Raw genomic sequence first — 18,124 nt, 5'->3', positions numbered from 1 at the left:
GTTAGAAATGTAAACGATGTCTCCGGTTTGTACCGGGACAAGCCCGCTCACCACAATGGATCGGCAAAAAACCGCATGCAGGGCGCTTTTAGTAACTGCTCTCCGGCAAACTCGCAATGATCGACCGGTAGCTGTTCATCCGCTGCTGTTGCACGCGCCCATCCTCCAGGGCCTTGAGCAAGGCACAGCCAGGCTCGCGATCGTGCTTGCAGTCGCGGAAGCGGCATGTGCCGATCAGGTCGTTGAACTCGATGAAGCCGGCTTCCACATCACTGCGGCTGACATGGCCCAGGCCGAATTCGCGGATGCCGGGGGAGTCGATCAGTTCGCCGCCGCCAGGAAAGTGGAAAAGCCGTGCGGTGGTGGTGGTGTGGGTGCCTTGGCCGGACAGTTCCGACAGCGGGCCGACCCGGGTGTCGACGTGGGGCAGCAGGCTGTTGACCAGCGACGACTTGCCCACGCCGGACTGGCCGACAAACACACTGATGCGCCCGTCCAACTGCTGTTGCAGCTGTTCCATGCCGTTGCCGTGGTGAGCCGAGACTTCCAGCACCGGATAACCCAGGGTGCGATACACCGCCAGCAGCGCGTTGAGCGCGGGGGCGTTCTGCTCGTCGATCAGGTCGTACTTGTTCAGCAGCAACAGTGGGCGAATGCCGGCATGCTCGGCTGCGACCAGGTAGCGATCGATCAGGTTGGCATGGGGCTCGGGCAAGGGCGCGAACACGATCACGATCATGTCGACGTTGGCCGCCACCGGCTTGAGTTGGCCGCGGCTATCGGGGCGGCGCAGTTCGGTGGTGCGGGGCAACTGCGCGACGATCACGCCGATGCCCTGGTTGCCGGCACGCCAGACCACTTGGTCGCCGGTCACCAGCGCGGGCAGGTTGGCGCGCAGGTAGCAGCGTGACACCAGGCCGTCCTGGGCTTCGACTTCGACCTGCACACCAAAGTGCGCGATCACCAGGCCAGTCTGTTCGGGGCCCAGGTCGCCACCCTCCAGCGCTTCTACGGCGGAGGATTCACGTTTGGCGGCGCGAGCAGCGCGCTCGCCTTGAATCTTTTCGATGCGCCAGTTCTGGCGACGGTTGAGCTGGCGTTTGGCCATTGGTGTTCCGTGTCGACAATGCAAAGGTTGGATAAAACGGTCGCGAGTCTAGCACGCCCCTGCCTGCTAAACTGCGCAGCTAAGCCAAGGTGCCAAGAGAATCAAGCCATGCAAAACCCACAGAACCTGATTTGGATCGATCTGGAGATGACCGGTCTGGACCCCGACAACGACGTCATCATCGAGATGGCGACCATCGTCACCGACAGCAACCTCAATACCTTGGCTGAAGGCCCGGTGATCGCCATTCATCACAGCGACGAAGTGCTGGCGCGCATGGACGAGTGGAATACCCGCACCCATGGCAACTCGGGGCTGACCCAGCGTGTGCGCGACAGCCGCATCAGCATGGCAGAAGCCGAAGCCCGGACCATCGCCTTTCTGGAACAGTGGGTGCCCAAGGGCAAGTCGCCGATCTGCGGCAACAGCATCTGCCAGGATCGTCGCTTCCTCTATACCCACATGAAGGGGTTGGAGAGCTACTTCCACTATCGCAACCTGGATGTGTCGACGCTTAAAGAGTTGGCGGCGCGCTGGGCGCCGGAGGTCAAGGACAGCTTCCATAAGGGCAGTACCCATCTGGCGCTGGATGATATTCGCGAGTCGATTGCCGAGCTGCAGCATTACCGCAAGCATTTCATCAAGGCTTGAATCGGCGGCGCCCGAACCTGCGCCATCGCAGGCAAGCCAGCTCCCACATTTGATTGCATTCACAAATCAAACTGTGGGAGCGGGCTTGCTCGCGAAGGGCGTGACGCGGTCTTTCGCCAAGCGCCCCCTTTTGGTGCCATCACCAAATGATTAGACTGCGCGCCTCTTTGCAAGGATCGCCCTCATGCTGCTGATGCTCTACCTCATCGCCATCACCGCCGAAGCCATGACCGGGGCGTTGTCCGCCGGTCGGCGCGGCATGGATTGGTTCGGGGTGGTGTTGATTGCTTGTGTGACGGCGTTGGGTGGCGGGTCGGTGCGCGATGTGTTGCTGGGGCACTACCCGCTGACGTGGGTCAAGCACCCGGAATACCTGATACTGACCTCTGTTGCCGCGCTGGTGACAATTTTCATTGCACCGCTGATGCGTCACCTGCGCTCGCTGTTCCTCGCGCTGGATGCCGTGGGCCTGGTGGCCTTTACCCTGATCGGCAGCATGACCGCCCTGGAAATGGGGCATGGCATGCTGGTGGCGTCGGTCAGCGGGGTGATCACCGGCGTTTTCGGCGGCATCCTGCGGGACATTTTCTGCAACGACATCCCGCTGATCTTTCGCCGTGAGCTGTACGCCAGCGTGTCGTTCCTGGCCGCCTGGTTCTACATGCTGTGCCTTTATCTGGAACTGCCCAGCGAGCAATCCATCCTGTTGACGCTGTTCAGCGGCTTTTTACTGCGCCTGCTGGCGATCCGTTTTCACTGGGAAATGCCCAAGTTCGTCTACAACGACGACGTGCATTAACGGCTGGCGTGCTGTGCCAGCGCCCACTCCACGTGTTCGCGCACCAGCTCGGAAGGGTAGTCCCGCCGGGCTTTCAGGGCTTCCAGTACCGGGATGCTCGACGGCGCATTGCCCAGGCCCACGGCCAGGTTGCGCAGCCAGCGCTCGTAACCGGCGCGGCGCAGGGGCGAGCCTTCGGTGCTGCTGAGGAATTTGTCCTCGTTCCACATGAACAATTCGGCCAGCTCGGCGTTGTCCAGGTTGTGCCGTGGCTTGAAGTCACCTTCGGCGGTCGAGCGAGCGAAGCGATTCCACGGGCACACGATCTGGCAGTCATCGCAGCCGAATACCCGATTGCCGATCAACGGGCGCAGGTCTTCGGGGATCGCATTCTTGAGTTCGATGGTCAGGTAAGAGATGCAGCGTCGGGCGTCCAGCACATAGGGGCCGACGAAGGCATTGGTGGGGCAGATATCCAGGCAGGCGGTGCAACGTCCGCAATGTTCGGTGCTGTGGGGTTCGTCTACCGGCAGCGGTAGATCGACAAACAGCTCGCTGAGGAAAAAATAGCTGCCGGCCTTGCGGTTGAGTACCAGGGTGTTTTTGCCGATCCAGCCCAGCCCGGCCTTTTCGGCGATGGCCTTTTCCAGCACCGGGGCGCTGTCGACGAAGGCGCGAAAACCGAACGGGCCGATCTGCGCCTGAATGCGCTCGGCCAGTTGCTGTACACGTTTGCGGATCAGCTTGTGGTAATCGCGGCCCAGGGCGTAGCGGGAGATGTAGGCTTTTTCCGGTTTGGCCAGCAGTTGTGCCATTTGGGTGTCGCCGGGCAGGTAGTCCATGCGCAGCGACACCACGCGCAAGGTGCCTGGTACCAACTCGTCGGGGTGGGAGCGTTTGCTGCCGTGGGCGCCCATGTACTCCATCTCACCGTGGTACCCCGCCTCGAGCCAGCGCTGCAGGTGCTGCTCATGCTCGCCCAGGTCCAGACCGCTGATGCCGACTTGTTGAAAGCCCAGTTCGCGACCCCAGTCTTTGATCGATTGGGCGAGGGTGGGCAGGTCGGGGGTAATGGCAGGCATGAGACAAGGGAAACCGCAGGTGAGATGCGTATAATTCTGCCAGACATCGGAGCTTGAAGACGCATGCCTCAGACAAAACACGAAATAACCGACGTGCAACCACTGCTGCACGGCCATTTACCACAACTCGAAGCCCGTTCGCCGGATGCCCACAAAGGGCAGTTCGGCCACTTGCTGGTCATTGGCGGTGATCGCGGCTTCGGCGGCGCTGCCTTGCTGACTGCCGAAAGTGCGTTGCGCAGCGGGGCAGGGCTGGTTTCCCTGGCGACGCGCCCCGAGCATGTGCCTGCCGCGCTCGCCCGTTTGCCGGAAGTCATGACCCTCGGGGTGAGCTCGGCCAATCAGCTGATGGGCTTGCTGGAAAACATCACGGTCATTGTGATTGGGCCAGGCCTGGGCGATGCCGCCTGGGGCAAAAGCCTTTTGTCCGTCGCCGCCAACGCGGATCAGCCGCAGGTGTGGGATGCCGATGCCTTGAACCAGCTGGCTACAGGCAGTGTGAGTCTTCCCGCCAACAGCGTGATCACCCCTCACCCGGGTGAAGCCGCTCGCCTACTGGGGATCACGACAGCCGAGGTTCAGGCCGACCGTCTTAAGGTGGCGCGCGCGTTGAGTCAGACATTCAATACTGTGGCTATCCTCAAGGGTGCTGGCAGTTTGATTGCCAGCCCGGACGGGCGTGTTTCGCGCTGCGACCAGGGCCATCCGGCGATGGCGACAGCCGGCCTCGGGGATGTCTTGGCTGGTCTGGTGGGCGCGTTGCTGGCGCAGGGCATGCAGGCCTATGAGGCTAGCTGCCTCGCCGTGTGGTTGCACGCCACGGCAGGGGATCGTCAAGGCACTTTTGGTCGCGGGTTGGCGGCCGGTGACCTGATACCCGCTATTCGTCAATTGTTGGAGGAGCAGTCGCCGTGCCTGAAGTAATCCTTTTTCTGGCCGATGAAGACGCCATGGTCGCGCTCGGGCAGCGCATCGCCCAGGTTACGGCGGGGGCGGGACTGATCTTTCTCGAGGGTGACCTGGGGGCCGGCAAGACCACCTTGTCCCGAGGGATTATCCGAGGGTTGGGCCATACGGGGGCAGTAAAAAGCCCTACGTTTACCCTGGTAGAACCCTACGAGATTGGCGCGGTTCGGGCCTTCCATTTCGATCTGTATCGCTTGGTGGACCCCGAAGAACTGGAGTTCATGGGCATTCGTGACTACTTCGACGAAGACGCGTTGTGCCTGATCGAGTGGCCAGATAAAGGCACAGGCTTTTTGCCAAAGCCGGACCTGACCATTACCATTACGCCGCATGAAACAGGACGTCGGTTGAAGTTGTTGCCCCAGAGCGAGCGTGGCCAGTCGTGGTGCGCCGCTTTGGCATTGGAATTCAAATAATTGGTGGGGTTAGGTATGCGCTTTCGCGCGTTGGTTGCTGTCGTAGGGGTGTTGCTTGCGGCAATGACTGTCAATGCTCTGGCGGCTTCACAGGTGAAAAGTGTGCGCCTGTGGCGAGCGCCGGATAACACGCGACTGGTGTTCGACCTGTCTGGCCCGGTCCAGCACAGCGTCTTTACCCTGACGTCGCCTGATCGCCTGGTGATCGACATCAACGGCGCGACCCTGGCCGCGCCGTTGAAAGTCTCCACTGCCAACACCCCGATCACCGCCATGCGCTCGGCCCAGCGTACGCCGACCGACTTGCGCGTGGTCATCGACCTGAAAAAGGTCGTGACCCCGAAAAGCTTCTCCCTGGCCCCCAACGCCCAGTATGGCAACCGGCTGGTGGTCGATCTGTTCGACAATGCTGCCGACGCCAACCCACCGCCCGCGCCGGCTCCGAGCGTGGCGACGGTGCCGGCGGTACCGGTCAACCCGTCGCAACCGCAGGTCAAGTTGCCGCCACCGCCACCGGCGCCCGCCGGCAAACGCGACATCATTGTGGTGATCGACGCCGGTCACGGCGGTGAAGACCCTGGCGCTTCCGGCTCCCGTGGGCAGCATGAAAAAGACGTGGTGCTGGCGATTGCCCGCGAGCTGCAACGCCAGGTCAACGCGATGAAGGGCTATCGCGCCGAGCTGACCCGTACCGGCGACTACTTCATTCCGCTGCGTGGCCGTACCGAAATCGCGCGCAAGAAAGGCGCCGACCTGTTCGTGTCGATTCACGCCGACGCCGCCCCTTCGGCTGCGGCGTTCGGTGCCTCGGTGTTTGCCCTTTCGGACCGCGGCGCCACCTCCGAGACGGCCCGTTGGCTGGCCGACAGTGAAAACCGTTCCGACTTGATCGGCGGTGCGGGCAACGTGTCCCTCGATGACAAGGACAAAATGCTCGCTGGCGTATTGCTCGACCTGTCGATGACTGCGTCGCTGACCTCCAGCCTTAACGTGGGCCAGAAGGTGTTGAGCAACATCGGTCGCGTTACCCCGCTGCACAAGCAGCGCGTGGAGCAAGCGGGCTTCATGGTGCTGAAGTCTCCGGATATTCCATCGATCCTGGTGGAAACCGGGTTCATCTCCAACTCCAACGAAGCCTCGAAACTGGCCACCGGCAGCCACCAGCAGGCGCTGGCACGCTCCATCAGCGCGGGTATTCGCCAGTTCTTCCAGCAGAACCCGCCACCGGGCACCTATATCGCCTGGCTGCGCGACTCCGGGAAGATCGCCCAGGGCCCACGTGACCATCGTGTGCAACCTGGTGACACTCTGGTCATGCTGGCCGTGCGTTTCCAGGTCTCTCCCGCGACGTTGCGCAGTGCCAACAACCTGAAGACTGATGAACTGAAGGTCGGCCAGGTGCTGACCATCCCTGGCACTGAACTGGCGGCACAGTAATGAGCGAATCCCTGTTGAACGGCGGCTCCCGTATCGAGCTGCTCAGCCCGCGCCTTGCCAACCAGATTGCGGCGGGTGAGGTGGTCGAGCGGCCCGCATCGGTGATCAAGGAACTGCTGGAAAACAGCATCGACTCCGGTGCCAAACGCATCGATGTCGACGTGGAGCAGGGTGGCGTCAAATTATTGCGGGTGCGGGATGATGGCAGCGGCATTTCCTCCGATGACCTGCCGCTGGCCCTGGCCCGTCACGCCACCAGCAAGATTCGCGACCTGGAAGACCTGGAGCGGGTGATGAGCCTGGGCTTTCGTGGCGAGGCGCTGGCCTCCATCAGTTCCGTGGCCCGCCTGACCCTGACGTCCCGTACCCGTGGCGCCGACCAGGCCTGGCAAGTGGAAACCGAGGGCCGCGACATGGCGCCCCGGGTCCAGCCCGCTGCCCATCCGGTCGGTACGTCGGTGGAAGTGCGTGACCTGTTCTTCAACACCCCGGCACGACGCAAATTCCTCAAGGCTGAAAAAACCGAATTCGACCATCTGCAGGAGGTCATCAAGCGCCTGGCCCTGGCGCGTTTCGACGTAGCGTTTCATCTGCGCCACAACGGCAAATCCATCCTTAGCCTGCATGAAGCCAATGACGAGGCTGCTCGCGCCCGCCGCGTAGCAGCGGTGTGTGGCGCGGGCTTCCTGGAACAGGCGCTGCCGATCGAGATTGAGCGCAATGGCCTGCGCTTGTGGGGCTGGGTAGGGTTGCCGACGTTCTCCCGCAGCCAGGCGGACTTGCAGTATTTCTTCGTGAACGGTCGGGCGGTGCGCGACAAGCTGGTGGCCCACGCGGTTCGCCAGGCGTACCGCGATGTGCTGTTCAATGGCCGGCATCCGACCTTTGTGCTGTTTTTCGAGGTCGACCCGGCTGTGGTGGACGTCAACGTGCACCCCACCAAGCACGAAGTGCGCTTCCGCGACGGGCGCATGGTGCATGATTTCCTTTATGGCACCTTGCACCGTGCCCTGGGCGATGTGCGCCCGGATGATCAGCTGGCAGCGCCTATCGTGACCGCGGTGGTTCGCCCCAGCGGTCCGCTGGCCGGTGAATTCGGTCCGCAGGGCGAAATGAGCCTGGCGTCCAACCTGCTGCAATCGCCGCAGCCGCAACCCGCCTATACGACCCCGGGTTCTGGTTCGGGGGCGGGTTATCAGTATCAATACACCCCGCGTCCGCAGTCGGCGGTGCCGGTGGCCGAGGCCCAGGCAGCTTATCGCGAGTTTTTTGCACCATTGCCCGGTGCCGAATCGGCAGCTCCCGTTGCCTTGCCGGAAGGGGGTGGGGACATTCCACCCTTGGGGTATGCACTGGCGCAGCTCAAGGGGATCTACATCCTGGCGGAAAACGCCCACGGCCTGGTGCTGGTGGACATGCACGCCGCCCACGAGCGAATCATGTATGAGCGCCTGAAAATCGCCATGGCCAGCGAAGGGCTCAGTGGCCAGCCGCTGTTGGTGCCGGAGTCCCTGGCGGTCAGCCAGCGTGAAGCCGATTGTGCCGAGGAACACCATGGCGTGTTCCAGAAACTGGGCTTTGAATTGCAACGCCTGGGTCCGGAAACCCTGGCCATTCGGCAAATTCCCGCGCTGCTCAAACAGGCTGAGGCCAATCGCCTGGTCGCCGACGTGCTGGCTGACTTGATGGAATACGGCACCAGTGATCGTATCCAGGCACACATCAACGAATTGCTCGGCACCATGGCCTGTCACGGTGCGATCCGCGCCAACCGCCGTCTGGCCTTGCCGGAAATGAACGGTTTGCTGCGCGACATGGAAAACACCGAGCGCAGCGGGCAGTGCAACCATGGCCGGCCAACCTGGACCCAAATGGGGCTGGATGATCTGGACAAACTGTTCTTGCGCGGTCGCTGATGAGTGCCTTGCCCCCCGCCATCTTCCTGATGGGCCCGACGGCCGCCGGCAAGACCGACCTGGCCATCGAGCTGACCAAAGTGCTGCCGTGCGAGCTGATCAGTGTCGACTCTGCCCTGGTTTACCGGGACATGGACATCGGCACGGCCAAGCCTTCGAAAGCGTTATTGGCACAGTATCCGCATCGCCTGATCGACATCATCGACCCGGCCGAGAGCTATTCAGCGGCGGACTTTCGTACCGATGCCCTCGCCGCGATGGCGGAGATCACCGCGCGCGGCAATATTCCGCTGTTGGTGGGCGGCACGATGCTCTACTACAAGGCTCTGCAGGAAGGGTTGGCGGATATGCCGCCCGCCGATGCCGATGTGCGCGCCGCTCTGGAAGAAGAGGCTGCACACCTTGGCTGGCAAGCCTTGCACGACCAGTTGGCCGCGGTGGATCCGGTGTCCGCCGCGCGCATTCACCCAAACGACCCCCAGCGCCTCACTCGGGCGCTGGAAGTCTGGCGGGTGAGTGGCCAGACCATGACCGAGCACAGACTGCGACAATCTGCGCAAAGTGCTGAAGCAGGCACATCGGGACAGTCACAATTGCCCTATACTGTGGCGAATCTGGCCATCGCTCCGGCAAATCGCCAGGTGTTGCATGAACGAATTGCACAAAGATTCACAATTATGTTGGAACAGGGCTTTGTGGACGAGGTCGTAGCACTGCGTTCCAGAGGCGACCTGCATCCCGGGTTGCCTTCGATACGTGCCGTAGGCTATCGCCAAGTCTGGGATCACCTGGATGGCAAGCTGACGTCAGCCGAAATGCAGGAGCGCGGCATTATCGCCACGCGCCAATTGGCAAAACGCCAGTTCACCTGGCTGCGCAGCTGGAGCGATTTGCACTGGTTGGACAGCCTGGATTGCGACAATCTGTCACGCGCCTTGAAATACTTGGGAACGGTCTCCATATTGAGCTGAGTCCTTGCAATTGCCGTCTATCCTTGGGGGTGTGACGGCCATAAGCTATCTATTTTCCGATTTTTTATTATTGATCCTTAAAGGAGTGCGGCACATGTCAAAAGGGCATTCGCTACAAGACCCTTACTTGAATACCTTACGTAAAGAAAAAGTGGGGGTTTCCATCTATTTGGTCAACGGTATCAAGCTGCAAGGCACGATCGAGTCGTTCGACCAGTTCGTGATCCTGCTGAAAAACACCGTCAGCCAGATGGTTTACAAGCACGCTATCTCGACAGTCGTTCCAGTTCGTCCAATTCGTCTGCCTAACGCAGCCGACGGTGAACAAGGTGACGCTGAGCCAGGTAACGCCTGATAGGAGTCTCCTTTGTTCTTTGAGCGCCACGGTGGTGGTGAGCGAGTCATCCTCGTTCACTTGGATGGACAGGACCCTGAGGCGCGCGAAGATCCGCAGGAGTTTCAGGAGTTGGCAAATTCGGCCGGCGCCGAGACCGTTGCGTTTTTTAACGTGCCGCGTCATCGGCCAACCGCCAAATTCCTGATTGGCAGCGGCAAGGTCGAGGAATTGCGCGACCTGGTTCATGCCGAAAAAGCCGATCTGGTGATCTTCAATCACACCCTCACGCCCAGTCAGGAACGTAACCTCGAACGTGTCTTCGAGTGTCGCGTGATTGACCGCACCGGTCTGATTCTCGATATTTTCGCCCAGCGCGCCCGTACCCATGAAGGCAAGCTCCAGGTCGAACTGGCCCAGCTTGACCACATGAGCACCCGCTTGGTTCGTGGCTGGACGCACCTTGAGCGTCAGGGCGGCGGCATCGGTATGCGCGGCCCGGGTGAAACCCAACTGGAAACCGACCGACGCCTGCTGCGGGTGCGCCTGCGCCAGATCAAGGGGCGCCTCGAGAAAGTCCGCAGTCAGCGCGAGCAGTCCCGGCGTGGTCGTTCCCGTGCGGATATTCCGACCGTGTCTCTGGTGGGCTACACCAACGCCGGCAAGTCCACGTTGTTCAACAATGTGACGAAGTCCGAGGTGTACGCGGCCGATCAGCTCTTCGCCACCCTCGACCCGACGCTGCGCCGTCTGGATCTGGATGATCTGGGGCCGATTGTGCTGGCCGATACCGTGGGGTTCATTCGTCACTTGCCCCACAAGCTGGTCGAAGCATTTCGGTCTACGCTCGAGGAGTCGAGCAACTCCGACCTGCTGTTGCACGTGATCGACGCGGCAGAACCGGATCGCATGCTGCAGATCGAGCAGGTCATGGTGGTACTGGGCGAGATTGGCGCCCAGGACTTGCCGATCCTCGAGGTCTATAACAAACTCGATTTGCTTGAAGGCGTTGAGCCACAAATCCAGCGCGACGAAGATGGAAAGCCCCGGCGGGTATGGCTCTCGGCGCGAGACGGTAGCGGCCTGGAGTTGCTTGAACAAGCCATTGCCGAACTGCTGGGCAGCGATTTGTTCGTCGGCACCTTGCGCTTGCCGCAGCGTTTTGCTCGACTGCGTGCACAGTTTTTCGAGTTGGGCGCGGTACAGAAAGAAGAACACGACGAAGAAGGTGTCAGCTTGCTGGCCGTTCGATTGCCGCGCTCGGAACTGAATCGGCTGGTCAGCCGTGAAGGTGTGGTGCCGACAGAGTTCATCGAACAACACACTTTGCAATAAAAGCCTCCGAAAGCGGTTGTGCCGCACTGGCAGGCATTCTGTAGCATTGGTCGGCGCGCCGTGGGTGCGTCTTTGCTTTATCAGATGGAGAGCGCTATGGCTTGGAATGAGCCGGGTGGCAACTCGAACAATCAGGATCCTTGGGGTGGTAAGCGCCGCAATAACGGCGACCGCAAGGGCCCGCCGGATCTCGACGAGGCCTTCCGAAAGCTGCAGGAAAGCCTGAATGGGTTGTTCGGTGGTGGGAAAAAACGCGGTGGTGACGACGGTGGTGGTCGCACTGGCAAGGGCGGTGGCTATGGCCTGTTGGGCCTGGGCCTTGTCGTGCTGGCGGCCGTCTGGCTGTACAGTGCCGTGTACGTGGTGGACGAGCAGGAGCAGGCCGTGGTGCTGCGCTTCGGCAAGTACTACGAGACCGTCGGGCCGGGCCTGAATATCTATTTCCCGCCGATCGACAAGAAATACATGGAAAACGTCACGCGTGAGCGTGCCTACACCAAGCAGGGCCAGATGCTGACCGAAGACGAGAATATCGTCGAAGTGCCGCTGACCGTGCAGTACAAGATCAGCAACCTGCAGGACTTCGTGCTGAACGTCGATCAGCCGGAAATCAGCCTGCAGCACGCGACCGAAAGTGCGCTGCGTCACGTGGTGGGTTCCACCGCCATGGACCAGGTGCTGACCGAAGGGCGTGAATTGATGGCCAGCGAAATCAAGGAGCGTCTGCAACGGTTCCTCGATACCTATCGCACCGGCATCACCGTTACCCAGGTGAACGTACAGAGCGCAGCGGCACCGCGCGAAGTTCAGGAAGCCTTTGACGACGTGATCCGCGCCCGTGAAGACGAGCAGCGTTCGCGCAACCAGGCTGAAACCTATGCCAACGGCGTCGTGCCGGAGGCTCGTGGTCAGGCCCAGCGCATCCTCGAGGATGCCAACGGTTACCGTGACGAAGTGGTTTCCCGCGCCAAGGGTGAGGCGGATCGCTTCACCAAGCTGGTCGCCGAATACCGCAAGGCACCCGAGGTTACCCGCGAGCGTCTGTACCTGGACACCCTGCAGGAAGTCTTCAGCAACACCAGCAAGGTTCTCGTGACCGGCAGCAAGGGTGGGCAGAACAACCTGCTGTACCTGCCGCTGGACAAGATGATCGAAGGTGGTCGTAGCAGCGCCGGCGCGCCGTCCACCGGTTCGAATGCCGCTGCCAACGAAGCGAGCGCCCGGGCGGCCGCTGACTTGCTGCAACAGCAAACACGTACCAGGGAGAGTCGTTGATGAGCAATAAATCGCTGACAGCCCTGATTGTGGGCGTCGTGCTGGTCATCGCTGCCTGGAACTGCTTCTACATCGTGGCTCAGACCGAGCGCGCGGTGTTGCTGCAATTCGGTCGTGTGGTTCAGGCGGACGTTCAGCCTGGTCTGCATGTGAAGGTTCCCTACGTCAACCAGGTGCGCAAGTTCGACGCCCGCCTGATGACCCTGGACGCACCGACACAGCGTTTCCTGACCTTGGAAAAGAAAGCCGTGATGGTGGACGCCTACGCCAAGTGGCGCGTCAAGGATGCCGAGCGCTTCTACACCGCGACGTCCGGCCTGAAGCAGATCGCCGACGAGCGTCTGTCCCGTCGTCTGGAGTCGGGCCTGCGTGACCAGTTCGGTAAGCGCACCCTCCATGAGGTGGTTTCCGGTGAGCGTGACGCGCTGATGGCTGATATCACGCGTTCGTTGAACGCCATGGCGGAAAAAGAGCTGGGCATCGAGGTGATCGATGTTCGGGTCAAGGCCATCGACCTGCCGAAGGAAGTGAACCGCAGCGTGTTCGAGCGTATGAGCACCGAACGTGAACGTGAGGCTCGTGAGCACCGCGCCAAGGGTAACGAGTTGGCCGAAGGTATCCGTGCGGATGCCGATCGTCAGCGCCGTGTACTGCTGGCTGAAGCCTATCGCGAGTCGGAAGAAGCGCGTGGTGACGGCGACGCACAAGCGGCGGCGATCTATGCCAAGGCTTATGGCCAGGACCAGGAGTTCTATGCGTTCTACCGCAGCCTGCGTGCCTACCGTGAAAGCTTCGCGAACAAAACCGACGTCATGGTGCTGGACCCAAGCAGCGAGTTCTTCCGCTACCTGGAGAAGGCCAAGTAACACGCCGGTGATTCTGTAGGGACACTCCGTCGGGCGGCTAAAACGCCTGGCGGGGTGATCCTTTCAGAAAACGGGTGTATGATGCGGCAGCCGGGAAATTCCCGGCTTTTTTGCGTCTGCATGTTTGATTGTTGTGTTGTCCTTGCAGATGCCACAGGTTTTTCGAGGAAAGTGCCCGACGAGGCCGCTGGCAGGCCATTTCGTCACGTCGTTCTTGCGCGTTGTTTACGCAGGAGACGGGCATTTTCTGCTTCACTCAAGGCTCGGCCGAGGGCTGGCCGCCCGGATCATAGGGGAATGGCGTAATGGCAACGGTAGACCGCTGGCTGCTGCCAGATGGCATCGAAGAAGTACTGCCACCAGAAGCTGCGCGCATCGAAGTTGCGCGTCGCCAGGTGTTGGATCTGTTCCAGAGCTGGGGTTACGAGTTTGTCGTGACTCCCCATATCGAGTACCTGGAATCCCTGCTGACTGGCGCGGGCCAGGACCTGGATCTGCGCACCTTCAAGGTCATCGACCCGCAATCTGGCCGGCAAATGGGTTTCCGTGCCGATATCACGCCGCAAGTGGCGCGCATCGATGCGCATACCCTGCGTCGCGAAGGCCCCAGCCGGCTGTGCTACGCCGGCAGCGTGCTGCATGCTCAGCCGCGTGCGTTGTCGTCGTCCCGCAGCCCGATTCAGCTGGGCGCCGAGTTGTACGGCGACGCGAGCCCGAGCAGCGACGTCGAAGTGATCAGTTTGATGCTGGCCATGCTGCAACTGGCTGATGTACCCGATGTGCACATGGACCTGGGCCATGTGGGTATCTATCGCGGCCTGGCCCGCGCGGCTGGTTTGTCCGGCGAAGTGGAACAACAGTTGTTCGATGCCCTGCAACGCAAGGCTATCGACGAAGTGATCGCCCTGACCGAAGGCGTCCCGGCTGACCTGGCTGGCATGCTGCGTTCCCTGGTCAACCTGTGCGGTGGCCGTGAAGTGCTGGCGGCTGCGCGTGAGCGCCTGGCCAACGCCCCGGCGCCGGTATTGGCTGCGCTGAACGATGTACTGGCGATTGCCGAGCAATTGTCGGCACGCTTCCCGCAACTGCCGTTGTATTTCGATCTGGGCGAGTTGCGTGGCTACCACTACCACACGGGCGTGGTGTTTGCGGTGTTTGTGCCGGGCGTTGGTCAAGCCATCGCCCAAGGCGGTCGTTACGACGATATCGGTGCCGACTTCGGGCGCGCGCGTCCGGCCACCGGTTTTTCCACCGATTTGAAAACCCTGGTGACCCTGGGGCGTGCTGAGGTCGAGCTGCCGTCTGGTGGCATCTGGATGCCCGACAGTACGGACGCGGCACTCTGGCAGCAGGTTTGCCAGTTGCGCAGTGAGGGTCAGCGTGTCGTCCAGGCCTTGCCTGGTCAGCCATTGGCCGCCGCCCGTGATGCGGACTGCGACCGGCAATTGATTCTGCAGAACGGGCTTTGGCAAGTATCGCCATTGGCTTCTTGAGTTTTCCTGCCGGCCTTCGCCGGCACCAAGTTTGCGCGAATGAGGACAAGTGTTATGGGTAAGAATGTCGTAGTCCTGGGCACCCAATGGGGTGATGAGGGCAAAGGCAAGATCGTTGATCTGCTGACCGAACATGCTGCCGCCGTAGTGCGCTACCAAGGTGGCCACAACGCTGGCCACACCCTGGTCATCGATGGCGAAAAAACCGTCTTGCACCTGATCCCGTCGGGCGTGCTGCGCGAAGGCGTGCAGTGCCTGATCGGCAACGGCGTCGTGGTTGCGCCTGACGCGCTGCTGCGTGAGATCACCAAGCTGGAAGAGAAGGGCGTACCGGTGCGCGAGCGCCTGCGCATCAGCCCGTCCTGCCCGCTGATCCTGTCCTACCACGTTGCACTGGACCAGGCCCGTGAAAAGGCCCGTGGCGAGCTGAAGATCGGCACCACCGGTCGCGGTATCGGCCCGGCGTACGAAGACAAGGTTGCACGTCGCGGCCTGCGCATCGGTGACCTGTTCCACCGCGAGCGTTTCGCCGCCAAGCTGGGCGAGTTGCTGGACTACCACAACTTCGTGCTGGTCAATTACTACAAAGAGCCGGCCATCGACTTCCAGAAAACCCTGGATGAGTGCATGGAGTACGCCGAGCTGCTCAAGCCGATGATGCTCGACGTCACTGCTGAACTGCACAACCTGCGCCGTGCCGGCAAAGACATCATGTTCGAAGGCGCCCAAGGTTCCCTGCTGGACATCGACCACGGCACCTACCCGTACGTGACCAGCTCCAACACCACCGCTGGCGGCATTGCCACCGGTTCCGGCGTGGGCCCGATGTTCCTCGACTACATCCTGGGCATCACCAAGGCTTACACCACGCGTGTGGGTTCGGGCCCGTTCCCGACCGAACTGTTCGACGATGTGGGCGCCTTCCTCGCCAAGCGTGGCCATGAGTTCGGTGCTACCACGGGTCGTGCGCGTCGTTGCGGTTGGTTCGACGCCGTGATCCTGCGGCGCGCCATCGACGTGAACAGCATCTCGGGCCTGTGCCTGACCAAGCTGGACGTACTCGACGGCCTGGAAACCATCAACATCTGCGTAGGCTACAAGAACCAGGATGGTGCAGTGATCGACGCGCCAACCGACGCTGACAGCTACATCGGCCTTGAGCCGGTGTACGAAGAGATGCCGGGCTGGAGCGAGTCGACCCTGGGCGCCAAGACCCTGGAAGAGCTGCCGCAGGCTGCCCGCAACTACATCAAGCGTGTCGAAGAGTTGGTTGGTGCGCCGATCGACATTATTTCGACGGGCCCGGACCGCAACGAGACCATCGTGCTGCGCCACCCGTTCGCTTGATAAGCTGTTGATGTAACAAACAAAGGGCTCCTTCGGGAGCCCTTTGTCGTTTCAATTGGCCGGGCGGCACGACCCTTGCTATGGTTCTTTCTTTCGCGGTGCTATCAGATTAATGGCACCCGTGGTGGAGGGATTCCCGATGTCTGCCGTTCTCTCATTGTTACAAAGCCGGCTGCTGCGGCCGGTGTTCGTTACCCTGGGTATCGCCCTTTTGGTGCAAGTGCTGGTAGCGGTTGCGCTCACGCGGAGCACAGTCACGGCGCTTGAGGCTGACCTGGGCAATCGCCTGGGGGTCGATAGCCAGAAGTTGTCTGGCGAACTGGCGCAAGCTGGCAAAGAAGTCACGTCCAGCCTGGACAACCTGTCTTCCAGTACGCGTCAGCGCCTTACCAGTGGATTGTCGACGCGTCTGCAGGAAGAGCAGAAGCAGTTGCGTGCGACCCTGGAAAAAGATCTGCAAGACTCCGCCAATGATATGGCGCAACTGCTGGCCTCGGTGGCGCCCCGCGCCATGTGGGACAGCGATGTGCCGACATTGTCGGAGTTCGCCCGACGTGCCCAGCGCAACCCCAACGTGCTGTTCGTGGTGTACGACGATGCGGCGGGTGAGCATCTGACCCGTTACCTGAATCGGGATAACCCGATCAACAAGGCGTTGCTGGAAAAGGGCCAAGGTGATCGTGCCCTGGACAAAGTACTGAATGCCGCCAGGAACGATCCGTCGGTGTACTACGTTGAGGCGTCCATCAGCCCCAATGGGGTAGAAATCGGCAAAGTCATCATGGGCGTCTCGACGGCGTCGGTGGAGACCGACCTGGCCGAGTTGGACAAGCGTTTCGCGGCGCTGATTGCCAGCAGTGATCAGTTGGTGGGCGACAGCCTCAAAGGGGCTGCCGCTGATAGCGCCGCGGCCATGGGCGCACGCCTGCAATCGGCGCAAGCCACCGCCACTCAGATGACCGCCAACACCAGCAGCGCCGTGCAGGATGCCGCCGGCACCCTGCGCTGGCGCATTGGCGTGGGCCTGGCGGTGGTCGGGTTTGGTGTGTTGCTGTTGATTGCGGTGGTGTTGGGGCGTCGCGTGGTCAATCGGCTCAAGTTGCTGATTGCAGCCATGGATGACCTGGCGGCGGGCGAGGGCGATCTCACCAAGCGCGTGCAGATCAGCAGCAAAGATGAAATCGGCGCCATGGCTTCGGCGGTCAATCGCTTTGTGGACAAGTTGCAGCCCATCGTGCGTGAGGCGGGTGATGTGGCCCAGCGCACTGGCGTGGAAATCGGCGCGATGTCCCTGCGCAATGCCGGCGCCGATGCGGCGGCGGGCTTGCAGCGTGACGAGGTGGCCGAGAGCCTGCGCGCACTCTCGCAAATGGCTGATGAGGCTCAGGCCGAAAGCCATGCCATGCAGGCGGCGTTGCAGCAGGTGGTGGATATTCGCCAGGCCACGGATGAGAACTCACGTACCTCGGCAGAAGTCGGTAGCCTGATCGAGGCGCTGGCGGGTCAGGTACAGGCCGGCTCCACGGTGATCGAGCGCCTGGCCCAGCAAAGCGAGCAGATCGAAGTGGTGTTGACGGTGATCCATGGGATTGCCGAGCAAACCAACCTGTTGGCGCTCAACGCGGCGATCGAGGCGGCCCGTGCCGGCGAGACCGGGCGCGGTTTCGCGGTGGTGGCGGACGAAGTGCGTGCGCTGGCGAGCAAGACCCAAAGCTCGACCGGTGACATCCAGGCACACATCGTGGCGCTGCAGCAGGGCGCCCGTGAAGCCGTGGAAACCATCGGCAAGGCGGGGCGCCAGGCCAACGAAGGGCTGCTGGTGCTGCGCGACAGCGTGCGGCTGCAACAGACCGTGCAGGCGTCGGTGGAGCAAGTGCATGCGGCGATTGGTTTGGCCACGCGCGCCGCTGAGCTTCAAGCACAGGGCGCCCATGCCGTGCGCGGGCGGGTCGAGGTGATTCATGCCCAGGCCGAGCGTGCGGCGCAGGCGGTAGTAGAGACCACTGCCAGTGGCAAGGTGCTGGATGGGTTGGCGGCGCAGTTGAAGGCGAGTCTGGGGCAGTTCCGGGCCTGAGGTTGTCTGTTCCAGCCTCATCGCAGGCAAGCCAGCTCCCACATTTTGATTTGTGAACACATTCAAATGTGGGAG

16 protein-coding genes are annotated in these 18,124 nt (G+C 61.6%); 14 read left to right on the top strand and 2 right to left on the bottom strand.

What is annotated here, in order from left to right:
• Positions 1-88: 88 nt before the first annotated feature.
• Positions 89-1,108, bottom strand: a complete 1,020-nt coding sequence (gene rsgA / locus ACW9IB_RS27370; protein WP_457367210.1) for a small ribosomal subunit biogenesis GTPase RsgA — start codon at positions 1,106-1,108, stop codon at positions 89-91.
• A 108-nt stretch (positions 1,109-1,216) separates the two neighbouring features.
• Between rsgA and orn the strand changes: the two genes are divergently transcribed.
• Positions 1,217-1,759: an oligoribonuclease gene (orn, locus tag ACW9IB_RS27365; protein WP_457367211.1), complete on the top strand. Its 543-nt coding sequence runs from the start codon at positions 1,217-1,219 to the stop codon at positions 1,757-1,759.
• A 184-nt stretch (positions 1,760-1,943) separates the two neighbouring features.
• Complete coding sequence (locus ACW9IB_RS27360; RefSeq protein ID WP_457367212.1) at positions 1,944-2,558, top strand: trimeric intracellular cation channel family protein; 615 nt, start codon at positions 1,944-1,946, stop codon at positions 2,556-2,558.
• Here ACW9IB_RS27360 and queG read toward each other — a convergent pair.
• Entirely contained in the window at positions 2,555-3,619 is a 1,065-nt protein-coding gene (queG, locus tag ACW9IB_RS27355) for a tRNA epoxyqueuosine(34) reductase QueG (protein WP_457416339.1), read from the bottom strand. The genes ACW9IB_RS27360 and queG overlap by 4 nt on opposite strands.
• A gap of 63 nt (positions 3,620-3,682) precedes the next feature.
• Between queG and ACW9IB_RS27350 the strand changes: the two genes are divergently transcribed.
• The 12 genes from ACW9IB_RS27350 to ACW9IB_RS27295 all read left to right on the top strand — a co-directional run bounded on the left by ACW9IB_RS27350 (position 3,683) and on the right by ACW9IB_RS27295 (position 18,049).
• The gene (locus tag ACW9IB_RS27350; RefSeq protein WP_457416336.1) at positions 3,683-4,543 is read left to right on the top strand and encodes an NAD(P)H-hydrate dehydratase; all 861 of its coding nucleotides are present in this window, start codon (positions 3,683-3,685) and stop codon (positions 4,541-4,543) included.
• Positions 4,531-5,001 (top strand): tRNA (adenosine(37)-N6)-threonylcarbamoyltransferase complex ATPase subunit type 1 TsaE, encoded by a 471-nt coding sequence (gene tsaE / locus ACW9IB_RS27345; RefSeq protein WP_457416333.1) that lies wholly within the window; start codon positions 4,531-4,533, stop codon positions 4,999-5,001. Before ACW9IB_RS27350 ends, tsaE begins: the two co-directional genes overlap by 13 nt.
• 15 nt (positions 5,002-5,016) lie before the next feature.
• Positions 5,017-6,438 (top strand): N-acetylmuramoyl-L-alanine amidase, encoded by a 1,422-nt coding sequence (locus ACW9IB_RS27340; protein ID WP_457416331.1) that lies wholly within the window; start codon positions 5,017-5,019, stop codon positions 6,436-6,438.
• Positions 6,438-8,354 (top strand): DNA mismatch repair endonuclease MutL, encoded by a 1,917-nt coding sequence (gene mutL, locus ACW9IB_RS27335; RefSeq protein ID WP_457416328.1) that lies wholly within the window; start codon positions 6,438-6,440, stop codon positions 8,352-8,354. The genes ACW9IB_RS27340 and mutL overlap by 1 nt, the downstream gene beginning before the upstream one ends.
• Entirely contained in the window at positions 8,354-9,325 is a 972-nt protein-coding gene (gene miaA, locus ACW9IB_RS27330) for a tRNA (adenosine(37)-N6)-dimethylallyltransferase MiaA (protein ID WP_457367218.1), read from the top strand. The genes mutL and miaA overlap by 1 nt, the downstream gene beginning before the upstream one ends.
• A gap of 94 nt (positions 9,326-9,419) precedes the next feature.
• On the top strand, positions 9,420-9,680 hold the full coding sequence (gene hfq, locus ACW9IB_RS27325; protein ID WP_457367219.1) for an RNA chaperone Hfq: 261 nt from the start codon (positions 9,420-9,422) through the stop codon (positions 9,678-9,680).
• A 12-nt stretch (positions 9,681-9,692) separates the two neighbouring features.
• Positions 9,693-10,994, top strand: a complete 1,302-nt coding sequence (gene hflX, locus ACW9IB_RS27320; protein WP_457367220.1) for a ribosome rescue GTPase HflX — start codon at positions 9,693-9,695, stop codon at positions 10,992-10,994.
• A gap of 96 nt (positions 10,995-11,090) precedes the next feature.
• A complete protein-coding gene (gene hflK, locus ACW9IB_RS27315; protein WP_457416325.1) occupies positions 11,091-12,269 on the top strand; it encodes an FtsH protease activity modulator HflK in 1,179 nt (392 codons plus the stop codon).
• Positions 12,269-13,135, top strand: coding sequence for a protease modulator HflC (gene hflC / locus ACW9IB_RS27310; protein WP_457367222.1), 867 nt, complete (start codon positions 12,269-12,271; stop codon positions 13,133-13,135). Before hflK ends, hflC begins: the two co-directional genes overlap by 1 nt.
• A gap of 305 nt (positions 13,136-13,440) precedes the next feature.
• Positions 13,441-14,628, top strand: coding sequence for an ATP phosphoribosyltransferase regulatory subunit (locus ACW9IB_RS27305; RefSeq protein WP_457367223.1), 1,188 nt, complete (start codon positions 13,441-13,443; stop codon positions 14,626-14,628).
• A gap of 54 nt (positions 14,629-14,682) precedes the next feature.
• The gene (locus tag ACW9IB_RS27300) at positions 14,683-15,975 is read left to right on the top strand and encodes an adenylosuccinate synthase (protein WP_457367224.1); all 1,293 of its coding nucleotides are present in this window, start codon (positions 14,683-14,685) and stop codon (positions 15,973-15,975) included.
• Positions 15,976-16,114: 139 nt separating this feature from the next.
• Entirely contained in the window at positions 16,115-18,049 is a 1,935-nt protein-coding gene (locus ACW9IB_RS27295) for a methyl-accepting chemotaxis protein (RefSeq protein ID WP_457416322.1), read from the top strand.
• Positions 18,050-18,124: the final 75 nt, after the last annotated feature.

Source organism: Pseudomonas sp. SDO524_S393, assembly GCF_054071875.1.
Note: the sequence above shows the minus strand (reverse complement) of the source record. Positions and strands in the feature narration are given on the sequence as shown.